General features: G+C 72.5%; 16 protein-coding genes and 2 pseudogenes. 9 read left to right on the plus strand and 9 right to left on the minus strand.

Features of this window, described 5'->3' with window-relative positions; genetic code table 11:
* Positions 1 to 705: 705 nt before the first annotated feature.
* The gene (locus ABZZ79_RS15810) at positions 706 to 2,199 is read right to left on the minus strand and encodes an acyl-CoA synthetase (RefSeq protein WP_356689500.1); all 1,494 of its coding nucleotides are present in this window, start codon (positions 2,197 to 2,199) and stop codon (positions 706 to 708) included.
* A gap of 123 nt (positions 2,200 to 2,322) precedes the next feature.
* Between ABZZ79_RS15810 and ABZZ79_RS15815 the strand changes: the two are divergent.
* Positions 2,323 to 2,978, plus strand: a pseudogene (locus ABZZ79_RS15815) (penicillin acylase family protein); the annotation flags it as partial.
* Here ABZZ79_RS15815 and ABZZ79_RS15820 read toward each other — a convergent pair.
* Positions 2,920 to 3,060: pseudogene (locus ABZZ79_RS15820) on the minus strand (nitronate monooxygenase); the annotation flags it as partial. The pseudogenes ABZZ79_RS15815 and ABZZ79_RS15820 overlap by 59 nt on opposite strands.
* A 75-nt stretch (positions 3,061 to 3,135) precedes the next feature.
* Positions 3,136 to 4,707: an NAD(P)/FAD-dependent oxidoreductase gene (locus ABZZ79_RS15825; RefSeq protein ID WP_356689501.1), complete on the minus strand. Its 1,572-nt coding sequence runs from the start codon at positions 4,705 to 4,707 to the stop codon at positions 3,136 to 3,138.
* Positions 4,708 to 4,986: 279 nt separating this feature from the next.
* Between ABZZ79_RS15825 and ABZZ79_RS15830 the strand changes: the two genes are divergently transcribed.
* Positions 4,987 to 5,352, plus strand: a complete 366-nt coding sequence (locus ABZZ79_RS15830; RefSeq protein ID WP_356689502.1) for a DUF6479 family protein — start codon at positions 4,987 to 4,989, stop codon at positions 5,350 to 5,352.
* 77 nt (positions 5,353 to 5,429) lie between these two features.
* Here the strand turns inward: ABZZ79_RS15830 and ABZZ79_RS15835 are convergent, their stop codons facing one another.
* The 4 genes from ABZZ79_RS15835 to ABZZ79_RS15850 form a co-directional block, all read right to left on the minus strand.
* Positions 5,430 to 7,799: a glycosyl hydrolase family 65 protein gene (locus ABZZ79_RS15835; RefSeq protein ID WP_356689503.1), complete on the minus strand. Its 2,370-nt coding sequence runs from the start codon at positions 7,797 to 7,799 to the stop codon at positions 5,430 to 5,432.
* Between the two features lie 76 nt (positions 7,800 to 7,875).
* Entirely contained in the window at positions 7,876 to 8,334 is a 459-nt protein-coding gene (locus ABZZ79_RS15840; RefSeq protein WP_356689504.1) for an RpiB/LacA/LacB family sugar-phosphate isomerase, read from the minus strand.
* A 28-nt stretch (positions 8,335 to 8,362) separates the two neighbouring features.
* Entirely contained in the window at positions 8,363 to 9,763 is a 1,401-nt protein-coding gene (locus ABZZ79_RS15845) for a TerD family protein (protein WP_356689505.1), read from the minus strand.
* A gap of 37 nt (positions 9,764 to 9,800) precedes the next feature.
* Positions 9,801 to 10,802 carry an alpha-L-glutamate ligase gene (locus tag ABZZ79_RS15850; RefSeq protein ID WP_356689506.1) on the minus strand — a complete coding sequence of 334 codons (1,002 nt, stop codon included), beginning with the start codon at positions 10,800 to 10,802 and terminating at the stop codon, positions 9,801 to 9,803.
* Positions 10,803 to 11,359: 557 nt separating this feature from the next.
* On the opposite strand from ABZZ79_RS15850, the gene ABZZ79_RS15855 reads away from it, so the two are divergent.
* The 4 genes from ABZZ79_RS15855 to ABZZ79_RS15870 all read left to right on the plus strand — a co-directional run bounded on the left by ABZZ79_RS15855 (position 11,360) and on the right by ABZZ79_RS15870 (position 18,057).
* On the plus strand, positions 11,360 to 13,072 hold the full coding sequence (locus tag ABZZ79_RS15855) for a pyranose oxidase (RefSeq protein WP_356689507.1): 1,713 nt from the start codon (positions 11,360 to 11,362) through the stop codon (positions 13,070 to 13,072).
* Positions 13,073 to 13,104: 32 nt separating this feature from the next.
* A complete protein-coding gene (gene iolE, locus ABZZ79_RS15860) occupies positions 13,105 to 14,046 on the plus strand; it encodes a myo-inosose-2 dehydratase (RefSeq protein WP_356689508.1) in 942 nt (313 codons plus the stop codon).
* A gap of 61 nt (positions 14,047 to 14,107) precedes the next feature.
* Positions 14,108 to 15,367, plus strand: a complete 1,260-nt coding sequence (locus ABZZ79_RS15865; RefSeq protein ID WP_356689509.1) for a VCBS repeat-containing protein — start codon at positions 14,108 to 14,110, stop codon at positions 15,365 to 15,367.
* Positions 15,364 to 18,057, plus strand: coding sequence for a hypothetical protein (locus ABZZ79_RS15870; RefSeq protein ID WP_356689510.1), 2,694 nt, complete (start codon positions 15,364 to 15,366; stop codon positions 18,055 to 18,057). Before ABZZ79_RS15865 ends, ABZZ79_RS15870 begins: the two co-directional genes overlap by 4 nt.
* Before the next feature lie 4 nt (positions 18,058 to 18,061).
* On the opposite strand, the gene ABZZ79_RS15875 is transcribed toward ABZZ79_RS15870, so the two are convergent.
* Complete coding sequence (locus tag ABZZ79_RS15875) at positions 18,062 to 18,370, minus strand: hypothetical protein (protein ID WP_356689511.1); 309 nt, start codon at positions 18,368 to 18,370, stop codon at positions 18,062 to 18,064.
* Between the two features lie 101 nt (positions 18,371 to 18,471).
* Complete coding sequence (locus tag ABZZ79_RS15880) at positions 18,472 to 20,301, minus strand: SIR2 family protein (protein ID WP_356689512.1); 1,830 nt, start codon at positions 20,299 to 20,301, stop codon at positions 18,472 to 18,474.
* 125 nt (positions 20,302 to 20,426) lie between these two features.
* Here ABZZ79_RS15880 and ABZZ79_RS15885 point away from each other — a divergent pair, with 125 nt between their 5' ends.
* The 3 genes from ABZZ79_RS15885 (at position 20,427) to dhaK (ending at position 23,418) form a co-directional block, all read left to right on the plus strand.
* Complete coding sequence (locus tag ABZZ79_RS15885) at positions 20,427 to 20,963, plus strand: SRPBCC domain-containing protein (RefSeq protein WP_356689513.1); 537 nt, start codon at positions 20,427 to 20,429, stop codon at positions 20,961 to 20,963.
* A gap of 43 nt (positions 20,964 to 21,006) precedes the next feature.
* Entirely contained in the window at positions 21,007 to 22,212 is a 1,206-nt protein-coding gene (locus tag ABZZ79_RS15890; protein WP_356689514.1) for an MFS transporter, read from the plus strand.
* 213 nt (positions 22,213 to 22,425) lie between these two features.
* Positions 22,426 to 23,418, plus strand: coding sequence for a dihydroxyacetone kinase subunit DhaK (gene dhaK / locus ABZZ79_RS15895; protein WP_356689515.1), 993 nt, complete (start codon positions 22,426 to 22,428; stop codon positions 23,416 to 23,418).
* The last annotated feature ends 14 nt before the right edge of the window (positions 23,419 to 23,432 follow it).

Below are 23,432 nucleotides of genomic sequence, written 5' to 3' on the forward strand. Positions count from 1 at the left end.
GGGGGTCGAAGAGGCTGCCATCGGGGTCACGAGCGAGGCTGGACGGAGAGTTATGTACTTGCTTCATAATGAAGTAGGACTTTAATGCCGGCTTCACTAGCTTGCCAAGCCCTGGCGTCCCCGGGGACACCCTCGGACCCTCACTCACCGCCCCCGACATCTGACCAACAACACCCGGGACGCAGCACCCGCCGCTGTGTCAACCCCCGAAGGACTTCCGGACTCGACCAATAAGCCGCTGCCGCCGGAAACCCGGCAGGGGCAAGATCCGCCGAATCGTGGGCGCGCCCCACGCTGAGCCGCGGGCAGGGCCAGCCTTGGCCGGGGGCCCGGGACTGGACCGAGGACCCGGCGGGCCCGGGGACCGGGCCTGTCGGGCCGGGGGACCGGGAATCTGGCGGACCGGGGGCCGGACCCGGGGACCGACCCGGCGGGCCCGGGGGGGGCGGACCCGGGGACCGGGACCGAAGACCCGGCGGACCCGGGGACCGAGGCCGAGGACCGGGAGCCGAAGACCCGGCGGGACGGGGCCCGGAGGGCCTGGGACCGGGCGGACCGAGGTCGAGGACCGGGCGGCCCGGAGCCGAGGACCGGACGGGCCGCCGGGGGCCGGGGCATGAGCCCTTCGCCCGGTCCCTGTGCGCGCCGGCGCTGGAGCGTCTGGAGACGGCGATCGCCTTGGGCCGGCCCGCGCGCACCCCCCGCTCAGCCCAACCGGTCCCGCAGCTCCCGCTTGAGGATCTTGCCGCTGGCGTTGCGCGGAAGGGCGTCGACGAACACCAGTCGCTTGGGCACCTTGAACGAGGGGAGCCGTTCACGGGCGTGTGCGAGCAGGTCGTCCTCGCCGGCCTCGCCCCGGACGACCACGACCGCGGTGATCGCCTCGATCCACTTGGGGTCGGGCAGGCCGATCACGGCCACCTCGCCCACCGCCTCATGGGTGTAGAGGGCGTCCTCCACCTGCCGGGACGCGACCAGGACGCCACCGGAGTTGATGACGTCCTTCACCCGGTCGACGATCGTCAGATAGCCCTCGGCGTCCCGGACCGCGAGGTCGCCGGAGCGGAACCAGCCGTCGCGGAAGGCCTCTTCGGTCTCCTCGGGCTTGCCCCAGTAACCCTCGCACAACTGCGGTGAACGGTAGACGATCTCGCCGGGGGTGTCGTCGGGGACGTCCTTGCCGCTCGCGTCGACCACGCGCGCGTCGACGAACAGCACCGGCCGGCCGCAGGAGGCGGGGCGGCCGTCGTGCTCGTCGGGGCCGAGGACCGTGGCCAGCGGGCCGATCTCGCTCTGGCCGAAGCAGTTGTAGAAAGCCAGCCGGGGCAGCCGCTCGCGCAGCCGGGTCAGCACCGGCACCGGCATGATCGACGCGCCGTAGTACGCCTTGCGCAGGCCGTCGAGGTCGCGGGTGGCGAAGTCGGCACGGTTGGACAGGCCGATCCACACCGTCGGCGGGGCGAACAGACTGTCCACGCGGCCGGATTCGACGAGGTCGAACAGGACGTCGCCGTCCGGGGCGTCGAGGATGACGTTCGTCGCGCCGACGGCCAGATACGGCAGCAGGAACACATGCATCTGGGCCGAGTGGTACAGCGGCAGCGCGTGCGCCGGGCGGTCCCCGGCGCTCAGATCGAGCGCGGTGATGGCGCTCAAGTACTCGTGCACCAGCGCCCGGTGGGTCATCATCGCGCCCTTGGGCAGCGCCGTCGTGCCCGAGGTGTACAGCAGCTGCACCAGATCCTCGGCGCGCGGCTCGGGCCCGTCGTACGGTGATGCCTCCCGCAGTCGCGCGAGCAGCGAGTCCTGGGCGTCCCGCAGCGGCAACACCCTTGCTCCGGACGGGAGTCGGCCGGCGATGTCCGGGTCGGAGAGCACCAGCGCGCTGCCCGACTGCCCGATCAGATACGTCAGGTCGTCGCCGGTGAGGTTCTGGTTGACCGGGACGTGCACCAGGCCCGCGCGGGCACAGGCGAGGAAGGCGATGAGATAGGCGTCGGAGTTGTGGCCGTAGGCGGCGACCCGGTCGCCGGGCGCGAGGCCCTCGGCCCGCAGGACGGACGCCGCGCGCGAGACCGCGTCGTCGAGCTCCTCGTACGTCCAGGCGCGGTCGCGGTGCTCGACCGCGACGCGTACCGGTGTGCGGCGGGCGCTGCGCCGCAGCACCCCGTCGACGGTGCTGCCGTGTCCGGGCTTCATGCCACAGGATCCTCGGCCCGCCGGACACCGAGGTCAAGGACCCCGGAGGCGAGGTCGCGCAGCACCGTCCCCGCGATACCTACCTGTTGGTACGCTCAACCACCCCTTTCCTCAACGATGTTGGGCGGAACGCCGACGGGCGGCACCGGAACGCCGGTCGACGTCTCCGAGGCGTGCCGGGTGCTCGCCGGGTGGGACCGTACGACGGACCCCGGCAGCCGGGCGCCCTGCTCTTCGACCGGTTCTGGCGCAGGCTCACCGCCCTGGTGCCGGCCGCGCAGGTGTGGAAGGTGCCGTTCTCGGCCGCCGACCCGGTGCGCACGCCGCACACCCTGAACACCTCCGCGCCGGGCTTCGCGACGGCCCTGGCGGACGCGGTCGCCGAACCGCGGGCCGCCGGTATCGCACTGGACGCCCCGCTCGGGGAGCACCAGTTCGTCGTGCGCGAGGGCCGGTGCATCCCCGTGCCGGGCGGCACGGAGTCGCTGGGCATGTGGAACAAGGTCGAGCCCGTGTGGACCCCGGCGAGCGGCGGATACACCGAGGTCACCACCGGCTCCAGCTACATCCAGGCCGTGGGCTGGGACGGCAGCCGGTGCCCGGTTGCGCGCACGCTGCTGACCTACTCGCAGTCGTCCAACCCGCGATCGGCCCACTTCGCCGATCAGACACGGCTGTTCTCGCAGGGGCGGTGGGTGCGCTCGCGCTTCTGCGAGAAGGTTCGTCGTGGGCGGTGTACCGGACCGCGCCGAGCACGCCGAACCCGCCGGCCCGGCTGATGGCCGCGGCGACGGAGGGAAACGGCGTGAAGCCGAAGACTGCGTGCTCGACGCCCAGTTGGCGGCTCAGCTCGGTCTGCATGGGCGCAGGATGCCCGAGTCACCCGGAGGACGGAAGGGGTTGTCTGACAGGGTGTCAGATCTCGGAGTCCTGGAATCAGGGCGTCTCCAGCACCGCCATCGCCGCGTTGTGCCCCGGCACCCCGCTCACGCCTCCCCCGCGCACCGCGCCCGCCCCGCACAGCAGGACGTTGGCGTGCCCGGTCTCCACGCCCCAGCGGCCGGTCCGCTCCTGCGCGTAGGGCCAGGACAGCTCGCGGTGGAAGATGTTGCCGCCGGGCAGACGCAGCTCGCGTTCCAGGTCGAGCGGGGTCTTCGCCTCGATGCAGGGACGGCCGTCGGCGTCGGTGGCCAGGCAGTCGGCGAGCGGCTCGGCGAGGTGGGCGTCGAGCTGGGCGAGGGTGAGCTTCAGCAGTTCCTCGCGGACGCCGTCGTTGTCCCGCTCGAACAGCCGGGCCGGGGTGTGCAGCCCGAACAGGGTGAGCGTCTGGTGGCCCTGCTCGACCAGGTCGGGCCCGAGGATCGTGGGGTCGGTCAGGGAGTGGCAGTAGATCTCCGACGGCGGCGCGGCGGGCAGCTCACCGGCCGAGGCCTGGCGGTGGGCTGCGGCCAACTGGTCGTAACCCTCGGCGATGTGGAAAGTGCCGGAGAACGCCTCGCGTGGGTCGACCGCGCTGTCGCGCAGTCTCGGCAGCCGCTTGAGCAGCATGTTCACCTTCAGCTGGGCACCCTCGGCCGGGTCGGGCGACTCCTCGCCCGTCAGTGCCGCCAGCGCCTGCGGGGAGGCGTTGACCAGGACGTGCCGGGCGGCGACGACGCCCTCGCCGTCGGCCGTGCGGTAGGTGACCTCCGCCGTACGGCCGTCCGTGTCGACACGGACGGCCTCGTGGCCGGTGGCGATGACGGCGCCGGCCTTGCGCGCGGCCGAGGCGAGCGCGTCGGTCAGCGCGCCCATGCCGCCCACGGGCACGTCCCAGGCGCCGGTGCCGCCGCCGATGACGTGGTAGAGGAAGCAGCGGTTCTGGGCCAGGGAGGGGTCGTGGGCGTCGGCGAAGGTGCCGATGAGGGCGTCGGTGAGGACCACACCACGCACCAGGTCGTCGGCGAAGCGGTCCTCGACGGCGACGCCGATCGGCTCCTCGAACAGGGTCCGCCAGGCCTCCTCGTCGTCGACCCTGCGGCGCAGCTCCTCGCGGGTGGGCAGCGGTTGCGTGAGAGTGGGGAACACACTCCGGGCGACCCGGCCGGTCATGTCGTAGAACCGCTGCCAGGCCACGTACTCGCGCTCGCCGCCGGTCAGCCGGGCGAAGGCCTCGCGGGTGCGCTGTTCGCCGCCGCCGACGAGCAGTCCGGTGGGGCGGCCGTCGCGTTCGGCCGGGGTGTACGAGGAGATGGTGCGCGAGCGGACCGCGAAGCGCAGTCCGAGGTCGCCGACGATCTTCTCGGGGAGCAGGCTGACCAGGTAGGAGTAGCGCGACAGCCGGGCGTCGACGCCCGCGAACGGACGGGTGGACACGGCCGCGCCGCCGGTGTGGCCGAGCCGTTCCAGGACCAGCACGGACCGGCCGGCGCGGGCCAGGTAGGCGGCGGCGACCAGGCCGTTGTGGCCGCCTCCGACGATCACGGCGTCGTAGGAGCGGGCTGCGGGGGCTTCCTCGGGTGCGGACATGGTTCTTCGTAACACGAGGTGATCACCGGCGGCCAGAGGGCGGTCTCCGCCACGGCCGGCTCCCGCGGACCGAGCCGGGGCCAAGGCCCGCGCAATGTGCTTGGGCGGCAACTGCCGGCGGTGCCGCGCCGGGATCAGCCGCGGGTTCGCCCGCGCTCGTGTCCGCCGCGCACAGGTGCCGCGAACACCTCGTGCGACCGGGCGGGCACACATCGTCATCTGCCACCCTCCGCCTCCCCGGGGGTGTTCCGTGCCCGATACGCGGGTATTTTGGCTGGTATGAGTACCGCTTCGATGCAGCTAGCCGAACAGAGCGGTCTCCTCAGCCTGGGGCTGTTCGGTGTCGGCGTCGTTCTCCTGGCGTTGCTGGCCGGCAGCTTCTGGCTGGGCAACCGCATCCGCGAAGAGGAGCCGCCCCGGCCGAAGCCGGAGGAGCAGCCGCACATGCCGGAAGGCGGCCCGGTCCACGAGATCCGCGAGAACCGCGAACCCGAGGAGATTCCGAAGATCCCCAAGGGCGAGCGCCCGCTCACGCCGTACGAGCTGTCCAACTCGCAGACCCGTACCAGTGCCGACAAGGAACGACCACGGTGGAGCAAGGGCAGCAGCGGCTCCTTCGGCGGAGGAGGACTCGGGGCCCACTGAGCCGCCCCGGCACGCACAGCACCCTGTCACTTCACCCGACCGGCGCCCGGCCGGCGCGGTCCCCTCCCCTGCGGGGCTCAGTCGGGCAGCGTCAGCTGCACCGTCTCCCCCGGTTCGAGGCGGACCTCGCGGCCGGGCAGCCGTACGTCCACGGGGCCGGCGTCGGAGTGCGGCACGGTGATCTCCAGCCGTCCGTGCCGCAGAAGCAGATGGATGCCCCAGTGGCGCCGGTGGCGCAGGGAGAAGCCGTAGGTGGACAGCTCCGGCAGCGGGACGGGGTCCAGATACAGGGCGCCGTCGCGGGCCTCCAGACCGGTCAGACCACGCTGGACGAGGTCCAGCGTGCCGGCCATGGCGCCCAGGTGGATGCCCTCGCCGGTGGTGCCGCCCTGTACGTCGGCGATGTCCCCGCGCAGGGCCTCCTGGCAGAACTCCCAGGCCTCTGCGCGCCGGTCGCGGGCCAGCACCCAGCCGTGCACCAGGCCGCTGAGCGTGGAGCCGTGGCTGGTGCGGTGCAGATAGTGGTCGACCGTGCGCCGCCAGATGTCGTCGTCCAGCAGCACACCGAGGCGGGAGAACAGCCCCTTCAGCGCGGCCGGCCGGAACAGATAGCCGAGCATCAGCACATCGGCCTGCTTGGAGGCCCGGTAGCGGTTGACCGTGTCGCCCTCGGCCTCCAGGATGCGGTCCAGCCGCCGGATGTCGTCGTAGCGGGCCCGGTAGCCGCTCCAGTCGAGCTCGGCCAGGTCGCCGTAGCCGTCGAACTGGCTGATGACGCCCTCGTGGAAGGGCACGTAGAGCGTGCGCGAGACCTCCTCCCACAGCTCCAGCTCACCCTCGTCCAGACCGGTCCGCTCGCCCAGTTCACGCCGCCGCGGCTCGGGCAGGCCGCTCAGCACGTCGAGGGTGCGGGCCAGCACCCAGGCGGCGGTGACGTTCGTGTACGCGTTGTCGTCCAGGCCGGGCTCGGTGGCGTCGGGGTAGGCGTCGTGGTACTCGTCGGGGCCCATCACGCGCTTGATGCGATGCCGGCCGAGGTCCGCGTCCCATACGGCGGCGTCCGCCCAGAAGCGGGCGATCTGGAGCAGCATCTCGGCGCCCTTGGTGTGCAGGAACTCCACGTCCCCGCTGGCGTCGCAGTACCTGAGCACGTTGTAGGCGATGGCCGAGCCGACGTGGTACTGCAGCCGGGAGCGGTCCGGCAGCCAACGGCCCGAGCGCGGGTTGAGATGGACCCGCTGGGTCTCCTCCCGGCCGTCGCTGCCGCTCTGCCACGGGTACATCGCGCCCCGCCGCCCGGCGGCCCGGGCCGCGGTGCAGGCCTGCTCCAGGCGCCGGTGCCGGTAGCGCAGCAGGGCGCGGGCCACCTCGGGGAAGTGCAGGTCCAGGTACGGCAGCACGAACAGCTCGTCCCAGAAGACATGGCCGCGGTAGGCCTCGCCGTGCAGACCGCGCGCGGGTACGCCGACGTCCAGGTCGGCGGTGTGCGGGGACAGCGTCTGCAGCACGTGGAACATGTGCAGCCGCAGGATGCGCCCGGCCTCGCCCGGCACCTCCAGATCGGCGCGGCGCCACAGCTGGGCCCACGCCGTGCGGTGCGAGGCGAGCAGCGCGTCGAAGTCCGGGGCCCGCTCCACCCGGGCGACCGCCGCGAACAGGGGATCGCTGATGGCCGGGTCGTGGGAGGTGTGCAGGGCGACGATCTTGTCGACGGTGGCGGTACGGCCCGGCCGCACGGTCAGGCGCGCACACTGGACGGTGCGCGAACGGGTGTGCCGTACAGTGACGGGCTCCTCGCAGTCGAGCCGGCAGGCCATGCCGATGCGGATGTCGGAGGTGCGGGTGCGGCAGCGCAGCCACGCCGTGTCGGTGTCGGCGGTGCCGGTGTGCACATGGGTGAGGTGATGGCCGTCCAGGTCCCGGTAGCGGGCCACCCCCGCGTTGGTCACGCCGCCGTCCAGGGCCGCCTCGACCTCCAGTTCCCCGGTGTGGCCGTGCGCGGTGAACTCGGTGCGCAGCGCGGCCAGGTGCGGGTCGGCCATGTGCGCCATCCGCAGCTGCCGCACCCACAGCGTGCCGCCCTCCGGCAGCGCGTAGCGTGTGCGGCGCTCCAGCACGCCGTCGGTGAGGTGCAGCACCTGGGCATGGTCGAGCACTTCGGCGGTGTCCGGGCTCAGCCAGGCGCCGCCGTGGGTGCGAAAGCGCAGCGGCAGCCAGTTGGGGACATTGACCATGTCCTCGTTGTCGACCGCCCGGCCCGCGACCTGCGAGACCAGCCGGTTGTAGCAGCCGGCCACATAGGTGCCCGGGTAGTGCACATCGTCGGCCACACACTCGGGCAGCGCGCCGCGCGTCGCGAAGTAGCCGTTGCCGAGTGTGCACAGCGACTCGCGCAGCCGCTCGTCGGCGGGCTCGTAGCCCTCGTACTCCCAGGTCCAGCCCGTCACAGCGCCTCCTTGCCGACGGCTGTCCTACGGTCGTGAGCCCCCCGGCGTCGTACGGTCCTGTCCCCCGGGTGCCGGGTCAGCCGGGTGTCGTCCGGGCGGTGTCGAGGCGGGCGACGCGGGCCAGGTTCTCCCGGTCCTCGGCGTCCTCGCTGGGCGAGGCGGCGAACCAGGCGTCCAGGATCTCCTTCAGCAGGGGTTCGGAGGTCAGGCGCAGGCTGAGCGCGAGGACGTTGGCGTCGTTCCAGCGGCGGGCCCCGTCCGCGGTGCCGGCGTCCGTGCACAGGGCCGCGCGCACACCGGGCACCTTGTTCGCCGCGATCGAGGCGCCGGTGCCGGTCCAGCAGCAGACCACCGCCTGGTCGGCGCCGCCCTCGGCCACCTCGCGGGCGGCGGCCGCGGAGCACACCGCCCACCGCGGGTCGTCGCCCGCGCGCAGCGCGCCGTGCAGGCCGACGTCGTGGCCCCGCTCGCGCAGTTCCGCGACGAGCCGCCGGGCCACGGGTTCGTCCATGTCGGACGAGACGGAGATCCGCATGCTTCGGAGCGTACCGGTGGCCCCGGGCTCAGCGCCGCTTGAACTCCACCGGCCCGGCGTTCATCTCGACGGCTCCGTCGGGGTGCAGCACGGGGCGGCGTTCGGTCATCCGGCCGCTGTACGCCTCGACGTGCCGGATGGCGGCGCCGTCGGGATCGGTGAAGTCGACCAGGGCGATGGCCACCCAGTAGCGGGTCTTGGTGTTCTCGAACAGCGGCACCGTGACCGTGGAGCCCCGTCCGTCCGTGACGACGACCTTGGCGCCGAAGCTGCGGAAGGAGCCGAAGCCGTTGCTGACCGCGGAGTACGCGCACAGCAGGACGTACCCCTGCTGGTCCGGGCGGACGATCCGCACGGTCTCCTTGCCGGGGACCCGGGCGTCGCCGTCCAGCTGGATGTAGGGCGCGTTCTTCAGCGCGCCCAGCCGGCTGTAGTAGACGACGTCGGCCTTCTTGCCCTTCTTCGCCCCGCCCTTAGCCGTGGCCGGGGAGCCCGCGGAGGGCAGCGGTTCGCCCTGCGGCGTGTGGCCGGACTTGACGACGGTACCGGGGGTGCCGGAGCCGCGCAGGGCCTTGTGTGCGGGCACGAACAGGGCGTACAGGTCGAGGTCGGCGCCCCGGCGGCGGCGCTCGTCGCTGCCCCCGTCCCACTCCAGGGTGGCCGTGACGACCAGTTCCTTGTCCTGCTTGTCGAGACTGATGGTGGCCTGGCTGCCCTTGTCGAGGCTGACGCTGCCGAGCGGGGGTTTGCGCAGGCTCATGGGGGCGGACGGCGGCTGGACGGGCTGGGGCCGCACGGGCTGCGTCGGCAGCCGCTCCTGCGTGGCCCCGTGCGCGTCGGTACGGGCGTCGCGTGTCTCGGCCCGGCCGTCGGAATCGGTCCCGTCGCCGCTCCCGTCCTCACCCTCGGCCACATCGATGCCGAAGTCGGTGGCGAGGCCCGCCAGGCCGTCGGCGTAGCCCTGGCCGATGGCGCGCAGCTTCCAGCCGGGGCCGCGGCGGTACAGCTCCATCAGCAGAACGGCACGCTCGCCGTCCAGGAGGGGCGGCGGCCGGAAGTCGACGGGTTCGGCGCCGTCCTGCCGGGCCCGGACGAGCACGTCACGGACGGCGGAGAAGGTGCGGGAGGTGTCGTCGGGGTCGCAGCTGCCTACGAGCACGACCCGGTCGACGTCGGCGGGCAGCGCGCCGGGGTGCACCTCGACGCGCTCGGGTCCCGCGGAGTCGGCGGGCAGATGGCGCACGGCCCCGGACTCGGCCTCGGGCTGGTTGTAGAAGACCAGGTCGTCGTCGGAGCGGACCCTGCCGTCCGCGGTGACCAGCAGCGCGCTGAGGTCCACCTGCTCGCCCTCGGCGCGCAGTTCCGCCGTCACCGGCCCGTCCTTCACCGCCGTGTTGCCGCCCTTGCCGAGTTCCGGCACGCCGCCCACCCCCTGATGCTCTCCCCATCGGCTTCAGGCCACGATGTCACATCGGGTCGGGGTTCAGGGACGGGTCGCGCAGCGGGGCGGGCCGGGCGGCGGGTCCGCCGCGCCGGGCGTGGGCGTGGGCGTCCAGATGGGCCTGGATGTACGGCACGGCGACGGTGTGGAGTTCGCCGTCGACGAAGGCGGGCTGGACGTTGACCTCGAAGACGACCCCGCCGTTCTCGACGGCCAGGTCGACCCCGGCGAAGGGCAGTCCGACCGAGGCGGTCGCGGCGACGGCCAGTTCGGTGAGCCGCGGGTCGAGGTCGGGCGGGGCGATGTGCACGGGGACGGCGCCCTGGCAGGTGTTGCAGGGAGTGTCGGGCGAGGGCTGGATGTGCTCGCGGGCGTGCACGACCCGGCCGTGCAGCACGAAGACCCGGAACTGGTGGCGGGCGCCGCCGGTGGTGGTGTTCCCGGCGTCACGGGACAGCAGCCAGTCGGTTCCCCGGTGGGCGTAGTGGTCCGCGGCGCGGTGCAGGGCGTCGGGACCGGTGATGTGGAAGGTGTCGTCGCCGCCGGTGCCGACGACGGGGCGGGCCCAGGCGTCGCCGCCGAGCTTGTCCAGGGCGGCGGCCGCGTCCTCGGGCGAGGGGCGGGACAGCACGAGGGTCTCCATGTGGCCGACGCCGTCCCGCCGGAACCGTTCGACGGTGAGGTTCTTCTCGGTCGCCGCCCGCCAGGCGTCGGGCAGGGCGGCGAGCGTGACCGCGTCGCGCTGGGCCAGCAGCAGTTGGAGCGGGGCGAGCGGGCTCCTGCGGTGCGGCGGGATCTCGTAGAGGACGACGATGTCGGGCACCAGGTCCAGCCCCTCTTCGGGCAGGACCAGGCGTAACCCGTCCGGGTCCGGGACCGCGCGGCCGGAGCCGCCCGGGGCGAGGTGCCGGGAGTCGACGCGGACCGGCGGGGCGCCGGTGAGCAGGTCCACCGCCTGCGCGAGGACGTCCGCGCAGCCTTCGGAGGACGTGGGGTCGGAGATCAGGGCGATGCACGGTCGGGACACAGGGCCTCCAGCGGTCGGCGACGCGCCAGGTCGCGCAGGCCGGCGCGGTCCGGGCGGTCTCACGGATGGTGCCTGTCAGGCGCGTGGTCAGCGGCACGTGCCCGCGGCAGGCCGCTCCCGGCCCCCGCGGCGATGCCGCGGCCCGGGTGGCGGCCGGGGCCGGCCGGTGACCGAAGGGGTGAGCCTCGCCCTGCCAGCGGGACGCAGGGCGGAGCCACACTGTAGGCGCCGTCCCGTGGCCACGGCAGGGCGCACACGCGCCCATGTTCGGCTCCCACGTCTGCGCCGTCCGCCCCGTGTGTGCGCCCAGCGGTTTCGAGCCGCCGTGCGGGGGCCGGGGGCCGCGGCCCGCCCAGCGGTTCGAGCCGCCGTCCGGGCCCGGGGCCGCGGCCGCCCCTCAGAGTCACGCCTGAGGCATATTCCCCATCGCGCCTTTGGCATATGACAACTCGCACATGCGTCCATGGTGTGCCACGGTGTTGGAGGCCCCAGTGGCCCTGTGCCGAGACGCCTTCACCCGCGAACTGCACTCCGCCGCGCTGGTGGGAAGGACGTTCATGAACGACATCCCTGTGCCCGCCTCCGGTGAGGCCGACGTACTGGTCATCGGCAGCGGTCCCGTCGGGTGCGCCTTCGCCCGCAAGCTCGTCGACGCCGGCAAGAGCGTCCTGATGATCGACGCCGGGGCCCAGTTGTCCCGCCGCTACGGCGAACACCTCAAGAACAGCTACCTGTTCCAGAAGAACATCGACCTGTTCGTCTCCGTCATCAAGGGCCATCTGCTGCCCCTGTCGACCGCGACGAACAGGGAACCGGCGCTCACGCTCGACCCGTCCGCGTTCTCCTACGATCCGGACAAGTACGCCGGCTTCTCGATGCGCAACCAGAACCCGGAGCAGCGCAAGCACCTCAACCTGCCCGCGGCGGCGGCCACTTACGCGGTGGGTGGGATGGCCACCCACTGGACCTGTGCCGTGCCCCGGTTCCACCCCGAGGTGGAACGGCGCCACGCGGGCCTGGACTACCCCATCGACGACAAGGAGATGGGCAGGCTGTACGACGAGGCGGAGTCCCTGCTCGCGCGCAGCACCTCCGTGTTCGCCTCCTCCGCCCGGCATCTGCTCGTCAAGCGCGTGCTCCAGCGGGCCGGGGAGGAGTCCGCCGACGTCACCGAACTGCCCCTGGCCGTCAGCGACCGCGCCGACTCGCACCGCACCTCCGCGGTGACCTGGTCGGCCGCCGACACCGTGCTCGGCGACCTGGCCGACCCGGTCCACTCGCCGCCACGGGGCTCGTTCACGCTGCTGCCCGAGCACCAGTGCGTCCGGCTGGAGATCACGGGTGCGGGCAAGCACCAGCGCGTCGAGTACGCCGTGGTGCGCGATCTGCGCGACGTACGCGAGGAGATCCGGCTGCGGGCGGGCACCTATGTGGTGGCGTGCGGAGCCGTGCCGACGCCCCAGCTGCTGTTCAACTCCGGTGTCACCCTTCCGGCGTTGGGCCGCTATCTGACCGAACAGCCCATGGTCTTCTGCCAGGTGGTGCTGGAGCAGCAGCACATGGACCACATCGAGGACATCCTGCGGGAGACCTCCTGCGGCGAGGACGAGGCGGCCGGTGCCGCGGCCGAACGGGTCGCCCGGTACCGCGCCGAACAGCTCAAGCGGCTGCACTCAGGCGACAAGACCGCCGACCCGGTGCCGTTCCCGCCCGGCGAACGGGACCCGAACCTGGCCCTGTTGGTGACCACGGCCCGCCCCTGGCACTGCCAGATCCACCGGGACGCCTTCACCTACGGGGCCGTGCCGCCCAACGTGGACCCGCGCCTGATCGTGGACCTGCGCTGGTTCGGCATCTCCCGGCCGCGCCCGGAGAACAAGGTCACCTTCTCCCGTCGGCTCCGCGACACCTTCGACATGCCGCAGCCCACCTTCACCTTCCGGCTCGACGACCGCGAACGCCGGGAGACGGACCGCATGAGCCGGCACATGCTGCGTACGGCCGCCGCGCTCGGCGGCTTCATGCCGGGCTCCGAGCCCGTGTTCCTCACCCCGGGCCTGCCGCTGCACATCGCGGGCACCACCCGGATGGGCCGCAGCCCGCTGGACAGCGTCGTCGACGAGTACTCCAAGGTCTGGCACATCGACAACCTCTACCTGGGCGGCAACGGGCTGCACCCCTTCGGCAACGCCTCCAACCCCACGCTCACCAGCGTCGCCATGGCGTTGCACGCGGCCGACACCATCGTCAAGGGCCACCCCGGAAACTGACCGCACCCTCACTGCGAACCCTGGACCGCATCATGCCGGCACCGACCCGCCCGCGCCCCGAGGGCATCCATCTGGGCATCACCCCCACCTGCTGGACCAACGACGACTTCCCGCTCATCGGCGATCACATCCCCATGGAGCAGTGCCTGAGCGAGATCGCGCTGGCCGGGTTCGAGGGATGCAGCATCGGCCACACCTTCACCCCCGACGTGGACGCGCTGACCGCGGCGATGCATCTGCGTGGGCTCAGCGTGAGCGAGCCGTGGGTGAGCACCTACTTCACCGTGCCGGACGGCTCCGCGCGCACCGCCCGCGAGCTGCTCAAGGTGCTGGAGTTCCTCAAGCAGTTCAACGCCGGTGACCCTCCGGTGCGGACCACCACGATCGGTGTCGCCGAGTTCGGCCGGTCCGTGCACCTTCAGGCGCTCAGTCTGCGCAGCAACAAGCCGGAGTTCACCGACGAGCAGTGGGCCGACCTGTGCGACGGGCTGAACAAGCTCGGCGAGATCGTCGCCGGCCAAGGCTTCACCCTCGCCTACCACCCCCATATGGGCACCGGTGTGCAGAGCGAGCGGGACGTCGACCGGCTGATGCGGGACACCGACCCCCGGCACGTCGGTCTGCTGCTGGACACCGGCCATCTCACGTGGGCGGGGGCCGACTTGACGGAGGTCGTCGAGCGGCACCGGGACCGGATCGCGCACATCCATCTCAAGAACGTCCGCGGCTCCGTCCGCGCGGACCGCACGCTGGCCGACGGCAGCTTCCGCGAGTACATCGAGGCGGGCATCTTCACCGTGCCCGGCGACAGCGACGGCGACGTCGACTTCGACACCTTCCTCAAGGTCCTGCGGCCGGGCGACTCCTACCGGGGCTGGCTGGTGGTGGAGGCCGAACAGGACCCGGACGACGGGCATCCGCCGCTCTACCACGCGCAGACCGCGCACGCCTATCTGAGCCGGGCCCTCGCCTGACCCGGACCGCACGAGAGCCACGAGCACAGACCCGCACCCCCACCCGGAAAGGCACCCCGCCATGGGCGCACACCCCCCGAGCATCCGCGTCCCCCGGTTCACCCGGGAGGTCCTGCACGACAACCTCATCGAGGGCTACTGGCTGGAGTGCCCCGACATCGACGGCGACACCCGGCCCGACCTGGTCGGCCACGGCCTGTACCTGGGCGAGATCTACTGGTACCGCAACCCTGACTGGCAACGGCAGTTGGTCGCCGACGGCTTCCACATGCCGATCGGCGCCCACTACGGCGACATCTCCGGCAACGGCTTCCCCGACATCGTCGTCTGCTACGAGCTGTACGGCGAACGCGGCCGCATCGACGACCCCGACCCCGAGGGCGGGAAGATCGACTGGATCGAGAACACCGGCAAGTTCGACTCCGAGACACGCTGGAAGCGGCACTTCATCGGCCGTGAGACCGCGATGCACCGGCTGCGCCTCGGCCGTTTCACCCAGACCCGCAAGCCGGAGCTGATGGCGCTGCCGACCGTGGGCGCCCATCATGTGCACGCGCTGGTCCCGGTCGTGCTGTTCAGCCCCCACAACGACGTACGCCAGCCCTGGGACAAGCGGATCATCGACGACTCCCACTACCGGATGATCCACGGGGTGGAGATCCAGAAGAACCCGCTGCCCGGCAGCGAGCACCTGGACTCGATCCTGCTCGCCTCCGAGGAGGGCGTGACCTGGCTGCACTACGACGAGCGGGAGGGCCGGTTCACCACCACGCACATCGGCGACGGCGAGCAGGAGCGGTTCGACCGGACCGGGTTCAAGGGCAGCGGTGACGTCGGCGCGGGCCGGATCGGCGACGACCCGCACGCCTATGTCGTGGCCACCGAGCCCTTCCACGGCAACACCGTGGCCGCGTACGTCAAGGAGACCCCCGGCACGCCGGTGGCCGAGGCGACCTGGCGGCGGATCGTGCTCGACGTCTTCGGCGACCCCAACGAGCTGGGCGAGGGTCCCAGTCACCAGATCGTCTGCGCGGACTTCGACAACGACGGCGACGACGAGTTCCTGGTCGCGCTGCGCGGCCCGCACCCCTGGCAGGGCGTCTTCTACTACAAGGTGCTGGACGTCGAGGCCGGGGTGTTCACCAAGTGGCGGGTGTCCTCGGACAGCGCCGCGCGGATCGCCATCGGCGACTTCAACGGGGACGGGCGGCTCGACTTCGCGACCATCGCCTACAAGGTCGACAAGTACTTCCTCGCCGAGGACGCCAAGCTGTGCCTGTTCCGCAACGGCATCGAGGAAGCCGGCAGTTCCCCGTCATGAGCCGCGACAGAACCCGGTGGCCGTGGCTGATCGGGGTGATCGGCGCCGCGGCGCTCGTCACGGTGGTGGCCCTCGTGGTAGGCGCGGGGGCCCAGGCGGCCGCGACCTCCCTGAGCGTGCTGATCTCCGCCATGGCCGGCCTGTTCAGCTGGTCGTGGCACCGGTCACGGCCCGCCGCCCCGGCCACCCGGACCGAGTTGCAGCAGGCGGCGGAGGCGCTCGCCGCCATGGTGCGCCGGCAGTGGACCGAGGAGGCCGCCGCGTGCGGCCTGCTCGATCCCCATCCGCTGGCCGTGCGCTGGCGCAGCGGCCAGACGGAAGCGGGCGACCATGTCCGGATGGTCGGCCGCACCCTGTCGGGGCGCAGCGACGACATCACCGCCTTCGCGGCCGCCTTCCGGGCCCTGCCCCGGCGCCGGCTGGTGATCCTGGGCGACCCGGGCGCGGGCAAGTCGGCGCTGGCGATGCTGCTCGTGAAGGAACTCCTGCGCGACCCCGAGCCCGGCGAGCCCGTCCCGGTCCTGCTGGACCTGGCGCCGTGGAACCCGCGCCGGGAGCCGCTGCTGGACTGGATGGCCCGCCGTATCCACGAGGACTATCCGGCCCTGCGCAACCACGAGACGTACGGCCGTGACGCCGCTCGCAAGCTGGTCGCCGAGGGGCGTGTCCTGCCGGTCCTCGACGGCCTGGACGAGCTGCCCGCGGAACTGCGTCCCGGTGCGCTGGCGGCCGTCAACCACGCCATCGCGGTCCACGGTCCGCTGATCCTGACCTCGCGTCAGTCGGAGTACCACCGGATGGTGACGGACATGGACGTCGTCACCGCCGCGGCGGTCGTGGTGGCGGAACCGGTCGCCCCCGCGGACGTGGCGGACTATCTCCGCAGCGTGGTCCCGCCGCGCCGCGCCGCCGCCTGGCACCCGGTGATCGAGGACCTCACGCGCCGCCCCGAGGGCCCCGTGGCCCAGGCCCTCTCGGTCCCCCTGAACGTCTGGCTGGCCCGCACGGTGTACGCCTCACCCGCGGGTGATCCCGCCGAACTGACCCGCTTCGCCGACGCGGAGGGCCTCCAGCACCATCTCCTGGACGCTCTGGTGCCGGCGGTCTTCTCGGCCACCCCCACCCCCACGGACCCCTCCGTCCCCGACGCGCGCCGCACGGCCGCGGCCCGCTGGGACGCCGACGACGCGCGCACGTCCCTCGCCTTCCTCGCCTCCCACATCAAGCGCCAGGGCACGGACGACATCGCGTGGTGGGAACTCCACCGCGCCCTGCGCCCGGATCCGGCGGGACCGTTGTCGGGGCCGGTGGCGGGGGCCGTGGTGGGGCTGGGGGCGGGGTGCATGGCCGGGGACCACTTCCACTGGGCGCTCTCACCGGTCGCGCGCTTCGCCTGTTTCCTGGGCATCACGCTGACCACGGCCGCAGCCGCGACGGTGATGTTCAGGATCGCTCGCGTCGGCGACGGCGGGCAGGTCTCAGGACAGCCGGGTTCGCACGGGGTCGGCGAGTTCGTGCGGCGTGTCGCGATCGGGTGTGCCGTCGTCGTCCCGCTGGCGGTCCTGATGGGTGCGCTCGTCGAATACTGGGCGGAGGCCTTCGAACGCGCGGACACGGACATCGAGGTGATCGTGCCGCCGTACACGGGTGTCAAAGCGGGCCTCGCATGGGCCCTTCTGATGGTGCTGCTGGCCCTCGGTGGGCTGTGCGTCGCCACCATCCGCCGACGGCTGCGGTCTCGCGGGCGCGGGCTGGGGAACCGCGGTGCCCAGGTGCGGCGAATCCTGCTGTTCGTCTTCCTCTTCTGGCTGGGCGCCGAGGCCGCCGGGCTTCTGCTGTACATGCCTCTTCGGCAGGTGACCGGACAGCCCGTCACGGATCTCTCCTTCGTCGCCCCGTCCGAGGACGTCGCCTTCGTCAGCCGGCGCGCGACGTTCCGTTCCGGAGTCTTCCTGCTGATCGCCGGGGTCATGGCGGGCCTGGACCTGTCCGGCGGCTCCTCCCGGCCGACGCGCCTGGTCGTCCGCGCTCCCGCCCGCATCCTGGGGGCGCTGATCCCCGCCTGCGTCGGCAGGGGGCTGCTGATCGGTGTCCCCCTGGGGATCCTGCTGTGCTTCGTGTCGACGTGGGAGGCGTGGGTTCCCCTGTGGACGAGACCCGTCGCGTGCGGCGCCTTCGGCGCGTTCTTCGGCATCCTGTTCGGCCTGGCGCTGGCTGTACTGCGCTGGGCCCGGGTGCCGGCCGACCTCGAACAGGAGACGCCGCAGTCCACCTTGCGCGGGGAGCGCACGGCGGCCGCCGCTCTCATCGCCGTCGCCCTGGTGCCGCCCCTGCTCAAGTGGCTGGTCACCTCGGGGGGGCACTTGGCGACCAGTGACATCCCGGCCGTGTCCGTCGTCTCCCATGGGCTGGAGACCCTGGAGGCGAATGTGGCGATCGGGCTCGCCGCCGGGCTCCTGGCCGTCTCCGGCACCGCGTACTTCGCGTACCGGGAAGCCGGTCTGCGACTCGCCGCGGCCAGACGGATGCCGCGTCATCCGCTGTCGTTCATGGAGGATGCCCGATCGCTCAGTGTGCTCAGACGGGTAGGACCCGTCTACCAGTTCTGCCACGCGGAGTTCCAGGACCGCATCGTCACCGATGCCGGCGCGGCCGGCGGCGTGCCTCGGGCCGATGCGGTACGAGCGTGACCGCTCACGCCTGGTCGTTCAGCCACAAGCGGCCCTCCGCGCGCCGTCTTTCGACTTCCGCCGGGGCGACGAACCGAATCTCCATGGCGTTGTCCGTGGGAACCTCGATCAGCGTCCCCGGGGGCAGTATGGAGCAGCCGCCCGTGCCGCTGCACCCTTGCACGCACGTCTTCTTCAGGTGCCAGTCGGAGTTGTCGGGGGCCCACGTGAGAACCTCCCGCAGGGACCACTCACCGTCGTCCCTGTGAGGCAGGTGGACCGGGACGTCGCAGATGTTGATCGTGAAGCTGTTGTCGATGGCGATGTCCGTCATGTCGGCTGTCCTTTCGATTGGCGTATTCCGCACGCATATGCGGAACTTCGGCTCACGCTAGGGCCACCCTCGACCCCCCGCCACCGGAGTCCGACTGCCCGTCACCGGAACGGCTGCCGCCCCACCGCCTCGCGATATCGCTGCGCGCACAGCACGTCCACCTCCGCCGCGGCCGTGTGCGCCCGATGGATCTCCCCGCCGAACGCCCCGCTCCCGAGCAACGGCCACGCCTCCGAGAACCGGGCCTGCACCCGCGTGGCGACCCGCAGCCGTCCGTGTGGGTCCCAGCGGTCCGGAAGGGTGAATTCGCCCCGCGTTTCCGGGGTTTCCGAGAAGTCGGCCTGGAGCAGGGCCGTGAGGTACTCGTAGCTGTCGAAGGCCTCGGAGTACACGCGGTCGCTGTCGGCGGCCGGTTCGGCGAGGACGTCGCGGAGCCGGGCGCGCAGCCAGGTGCTGTGGGAGGTCCGGACGAGCGGCGGCGGGTCCACGAGGGCGTCGAACGGTTCGCCGTCGCCCAGCACACTTGCCGGGCGCAGGGCCAGGACGGCGGGCCTGGGTTCGCCGGACAGCACCCGGGAAGGGCCCGCCTCGGCCGCCGCCACGACCGGTTCCAGCAGGAGCCGGCCGAGGAGGTCGTCCCGGCCGGACAGCACGGCGGCGGCACCCGCCGCGTGCAGGGCCAGCAGGGCCGGGTAGAGACGCGGACCCCCGTCCCGCACGTTCAGCAACCGCTGCAACGCCCGCACCCACACCCGCCCGTGCACCCCCGCCTCGTCGTGGAAGACCCCCACGGCCAGCAGATGCAGCAGCGTGTCGCAGTCGCTCTCGTAGCGCTCCAGCAGCTCCCGGTACTCCGACGGGCCGGACGGCGTACCCGCGTCCGGCGGATAGCGGCCGGGGTCCGAGAGACGGGCCACGACCCGCACGGTCTCCGCGTCCACCAGTTCGTGCAGGTCGACGCGGAGCACCGGATCGGGCAGCGCGCGCTTGAGGCGGGCCACGGACAGTTCGCGGGTCGGCGGGGGGTCGGTGAGCCGGGCGAGGGACTCGACGCGGGCCAGGAGGCCGGGGAAGAGGTCCTTCGCGGTCAGGTCGGGGATCACCACCGCCTCGTGCCGGGCGACGAGTTCGGCGGCCCGGCCCCGCACGCCGTGCGGGGCGGACCAGAAGACGGGATAGCGGCGCGTGGCACGGCGTTCGAAGCAGGCGGCGAGCGCGTGGTCCCACTGGGCGGACCAGCCGCACACGATCAGCCCGTACTCGTCCAGGACCTGGTCCACCAGCCCGGCCCAGGCCTCGGGGTACTCCCCCAGCTCGTTCTCGGTGTTGCGGGCCTCCAGATCGGCGAGGTCGCCGTGCAGCTTGACGACGGTGGCCGGCGCGTGCGCGAGCGGGGTCATGCCGCGCAGGCTGTCCGGGCTGTGGATGACCTGCGGCTGCACCCCCTCCGCCTCCAGGGCCTGTTCGGTGAGCCGGTCGAAGTTGGTGGTCAGCACCACCCGTACCCAGCCCCGCGCCATCAGCCGGGCCACCGCGTGATGCGTCGCGCCGGGCCGTTTGAGCCCGTCCCGGCGGTCCTCGTCGTCCGCCTGGAAGTAGCCGCGCAGCAGCTCGTGCCGGGCCGCGGGGGTGTCGCCGAGCGCTTCCAGCAGTCCGGAGTAGCCGAGCGGTCCGCCGTCGCCGTGGCGGGCCCACCAGGCCTCGGGGTCGGCGGTGGCGAGGTCCTGGTCGGCGCCCCGGGCCACGGCGGCCCGGTGCACGAGGTCGCAGACGATCTCCCACCCGGTGGGCAGTCCGGCGTCCCGCGACACGCCGGCGCCGAGCAGGAGGGCGTACACACCGGGCCCGGCCTGCACGCACAGGGACAGCGACACCATGGGATCGAGACCGCGCACGGCCGCTGCGGCCGTCGGCCTGCCGGGGTCCGTCATGCTCTCACTGTGCTGCGGCGGCCGCCGTACCGCCTCCCGGCCCCACGGCCCGATACGCCCTGGTGCGGGCGGGTATGGCTGTGGGGACGGCATCCGCGTCGCGGCTCACAGAAAGTCACCCCCACATGACCACCCAGAACGCGATCAACTGGCCCGAGAAGTATCTGCCCGGCACCGGCGACAACTTCGTCTCCAACGAGGTGATCGTCCGGGGCGTCACCGCGGCCCAGGCCTGGCGGCCCCTCACCGACACCTCCGCCTGGGCGTCGTACAACGCCAACATCACCCACGTCACCTTCCCGGAGGGCGGCGGACCCGTGCTGAAGGACGGTGTCGTCTTCACCTTCGACCCCGTCGGCTTCCCGGCCGTCCGCACCCAGCACGCCCGCGTCGTGGAGTTCCAGGCGCCCTCCACGGGCGTCCCCGGCCGGGTGTCCTGGGTCGCGGACCAGGACGGCCCGCCCGAGGAGCGGCTGGAGGTGCTGCACGCCTGGCTGGTGGAGGACCTGCCCGGCGGACGGGTCCGTGTCCTCACGCAGGAGACCCAGATCGGCCCGATCGCGGCCGAACTGGCGCGGCAGTTCCCCAATCCGATGCTCAACGGCCACCAGGCCTGGCTGGACGGCCTGATCAGGGCCGCGGCCGGCGGGGCCGGCGTCTGACAACCGGGCGGCACGCCCCGGCCCCTGACGATACGGTCGTCTCATGAACGGTGATCTTCGAGCCTGGCGCCCGTGCCTGCTCGCCGGGGCGGTGTTCGCCGTCTGCATGGCCGGCACGACGCTGCCGACCCCCCTCTACGGCCTCTACCAGGAGAAGTTCGACTTCTCGGAGCTCACCGTCACCGTCGTGTACGCCGTCTACGCCGTCGGGGTCATCGGTGTGCTGCTGCTCGCGGGCAACGCCTCGGACGCCGTGGGCAGACGCCCGGTGCTGCTGTGGGGCCTGGGCTTCGCGGCGGCGAGCGCCGTCTGCTTCCTGAGCGCGAACGCCCTGGGCTGGCTGTACCTGGGCCGGCTGATGTCGGGCCTGTCGGCCGGTCTGTTCACCGGGGCGGCCTCGGCGTATGTGATGGAGCTGGCCCCGCGCGGCGGCTCCTCGCGTGCCACCTTCGTGGCGACCGCCGCCAACATGGGCGGGCTGGGCTGCGGTCCGCTGCTCGCCGGGGTGCTCTCGCAGTACGCCGACTGGCCGCTGTATCTGCCGTTCGCGGTGCATCTCACCCTGGTGGCCGTCTCGGCGCTCGTCCTGGTCCAACTGCCGGAGACCGTACGGGAGCGTCGCCCGCTGAGCACCGTACGGCCGCAGAAACCCGAGCTGCCGCCGCGCGTACGGCCCGTCTTCGCGCCGGCGGCGGTCGCCTCCTTCGTGGGCTTCGCCCTGTTCGGGGTGTTCACCTCGGTCAGCCCGTCCTTCCTCTCCCAGTCGCTGGACGTGCACAACCGCGCGGTGAGCGGACTGATCGTCGCCCTGGCCTTCTTCGCCTCGACGGCCGGGCAGTCGTTGGTCGGCAAGGTCGGGGTGAGCCGTTCGCTGCCGCTGGGCTGCGTCGCGCTCCTCGGCGGGCTGGCCCTGCTCGCCGCCGCGCTGTACTGGGACCTGCTGCCGCTGGTGGTGCTGAGCGCGCTCGTGGGCGGGGCCGGGCAGGGGATGTCGTTCCGCGGCTCGATGGCCGCCGTGGCCGAGGCGGCCGGGGCCGAGCGCCGGGCGGCCGTCATCTCGGCACTGTTCGTGGTGGCCTACACCGGCATCTCGGTACCGGTCATCGGCGTGGGCCTGCTCGTGGGGCCGATCGGCCTGGAGGGCGCGGGGCTCGTCTTCATCGGCTGCATGGCCCTGCTGGTGACGGGCGCGAGTGTCTATCTGCTGCGTCGCCCGGTACCGACGCCCGAGACGAGCGCGGCCCGCTAGGGGCTGCCGTCCGGATCACGTCGGCGTCGCGGGGTCCGACCTCACGGACAACCTCACAGACACCGAGTCGATCTCCGGCGGCCGCCCGCCCCGTGCCCCCGCGCCGCGGCGACGGCCGCCGGGCGCCTCGGCGTGCCGCCCGTGTGTGACACCCACGTGACCTTCTCCTCCGCAAGGCAGATACTGACCGGCAGGGCTCATCAGGAGGTACGCGTGAAGATGCTGATCAACGTCCCGGAGACCGTCGTCGCGGACGCGCTGCGCGGTATGGCCGCGGCTCATCCCGAGCTGACCGTGGACGTGGAGAACCGGGTGATCGTACGACGGGACGCCCCGGTGGCCGGGAAGGTCGCGCTGGTGTCCGGCGGCGGGTCGGGACACGAGCCGCTGCACGGCGGGTTCGTGGGTCCGGGCATGCTGTCGGCGGCCTGTCCGGGTGAGGTGTTCACCTCGCCGGTGCCGGACCAGATGGTACGCGCGGCGGCGGCCGTGGACAGCGGGGCCGGAGTGCTGTTCGTGGTGAAGAACTACACCGGAGACGTCCTCAACTTCGACATGGCGGCCGAACTCGCCGAGGACGAGGGCATCCGGATCGCCAAGGTCCTGGTCGACGACGACGTGGCGGTCGACGACAGCCTCTACACAGCCGGCCGGCGTGGTACGGGTGCCACGCTGTTCGTGGAGAAGATCGCGGGCGCCGCCGCCGAGGAGGGACAGCCCCTGGAGCGCGTGGAGTCGATCGCCCGGCAGGTGAACGAGCGCTCCCGCAGCTTCGGCGTCGCGCTGAGCGCGTGCAGCACGCCCGCCAAGGGCAGTCCCACCTTCGATCTCCCGCCCGGCGAGCTGGAGTTGGGTGTCGGCATCCACGGCGAACCGGGCCGGGAGCGGCGGGCGATGATGACCTCGGGCGAGATCGCCGACTTCGCGGTCCACGCGGTCCTGGAGGACCTCGACCCGCGCGGCCCGGTGCTGGCGCTGGTCAACGGCATGGGCGCGACACCGCTGTTGGAGCTGTACGGCTTCAACGCCGAGGTACAGCGCGTGCTCGGCGAGCGCGGTGTGGCCGTGGCCCGCACGCTGGTCGGGAACTATGTCACCTCCCTCGACATGGCGGGCGCCTCGGTGACGCTGTGCCAGATCGACGAGGAGATGCTGCGGCTGTGGGACGCGCCGGTGCGCACGGCCGGGCTGCGCTGGGGCATGTGAGACGGCCCGGCAAC

Origin of the sequence: Streptomyces sp. NPDC006458 (assembly GCF_040612135.1) — a bacterium.
Classification (GTDB): Bacteria; Actinomycetota; Actinomycetes; order Streptomycetales; family Streptomycetaceae; genus Streptomyces.

Excerpts from the sequence above, each read along its gene's own strand:
- ABZZ79_RS15810 (WP_356689500.1), bottom strand. The coding sequence starts at position 2,199 with ATGAAGCCCGGACACGGCAGCACCGTCGACGGGGTGCTGCGGCGCAGC.
- ABZZ79_RS15825 (WP_356689501.1), bottom strand. The coding sequence starts at position 4,707 with ATGTCCGCACCCGAGGAAGCCCCCGCAGCCCGCTCCTACGACGCCGTG.
- ABZZ79_RS15830 (WP_356689502.1), top strand. The coding sequence starts at position 4,987 with ATGAGTACCGCTTCGATGCAGCTAGCCGAACAGAGCGGTCTCCTCAGC.
- ABZZ79_RS15840 (WP_356689504.1), bottom strand. The coding sequence starts at position 8,334 with ATGCGGATCTCCGTCTCGTCCGACATGGACGAACCCGTGGCCCGGCGG.
- ABZZ79_RS15855 (WP_356689507.1), top strand. The coding sequence starts at position 11,360 with ATGAACGACATCCCTGTGCCCGCCTCCGGTGAGGCCGACGTACTGGTC.
- iolE (WP_356689508.1), top strand. The coding sequence starts at position 13,105 with ATGCCGGCACCGACCCGCCCGCGCCCCGAGGGCATCCATCTGGGCATC.
- ABZZ79_RS15865 (WP_356689509.1), top strand. The coding sequence starts at position 14,108 with ATGGGCGCACACCCCCCGAGCATCCGCGTCCCCCGGTTCACCCGGGAG.
- ABZZ79_RS15870 (WP_356689510.1), top strand. The coding sequence starts at position 15,364 with ATGAGCCGCGACAGAACCCGGTGGCCGTGGCTGATCGGGGTGATCGGC.
- ABZZ79_RS15875 (WP_356689511.1), bottom strand. The coding sequence starts at position 18,370 with ATGACGGACATCGCCATCGACAACAGCTTCACGATCAACATCTGCGAC.
- ABZZ79_RS15880 (WP_356689512.1), bottom strand. The coding sequence starts at position 20,301 with ATGACGGACCCCGGCAGGCCGACGGCCGCAGCGGCCGTGCGCGGTCTC.
- ABZZ79_RS15885 (WP_356689513.1), top strand. The coding sequence starts at position 20,427 with ATGACCACCCAGAACGCGATCAACTGGCCCGAGAAGTATCTGCCCGGC.
- ABZZ79_RS15890 (WP_356689514.1), top strand. The coding sequence starts at position 21,007 with ATGAACGGTGATCTTCGAGCCTGGCGCCCGTGCCTGCTCGCCGGGGCG.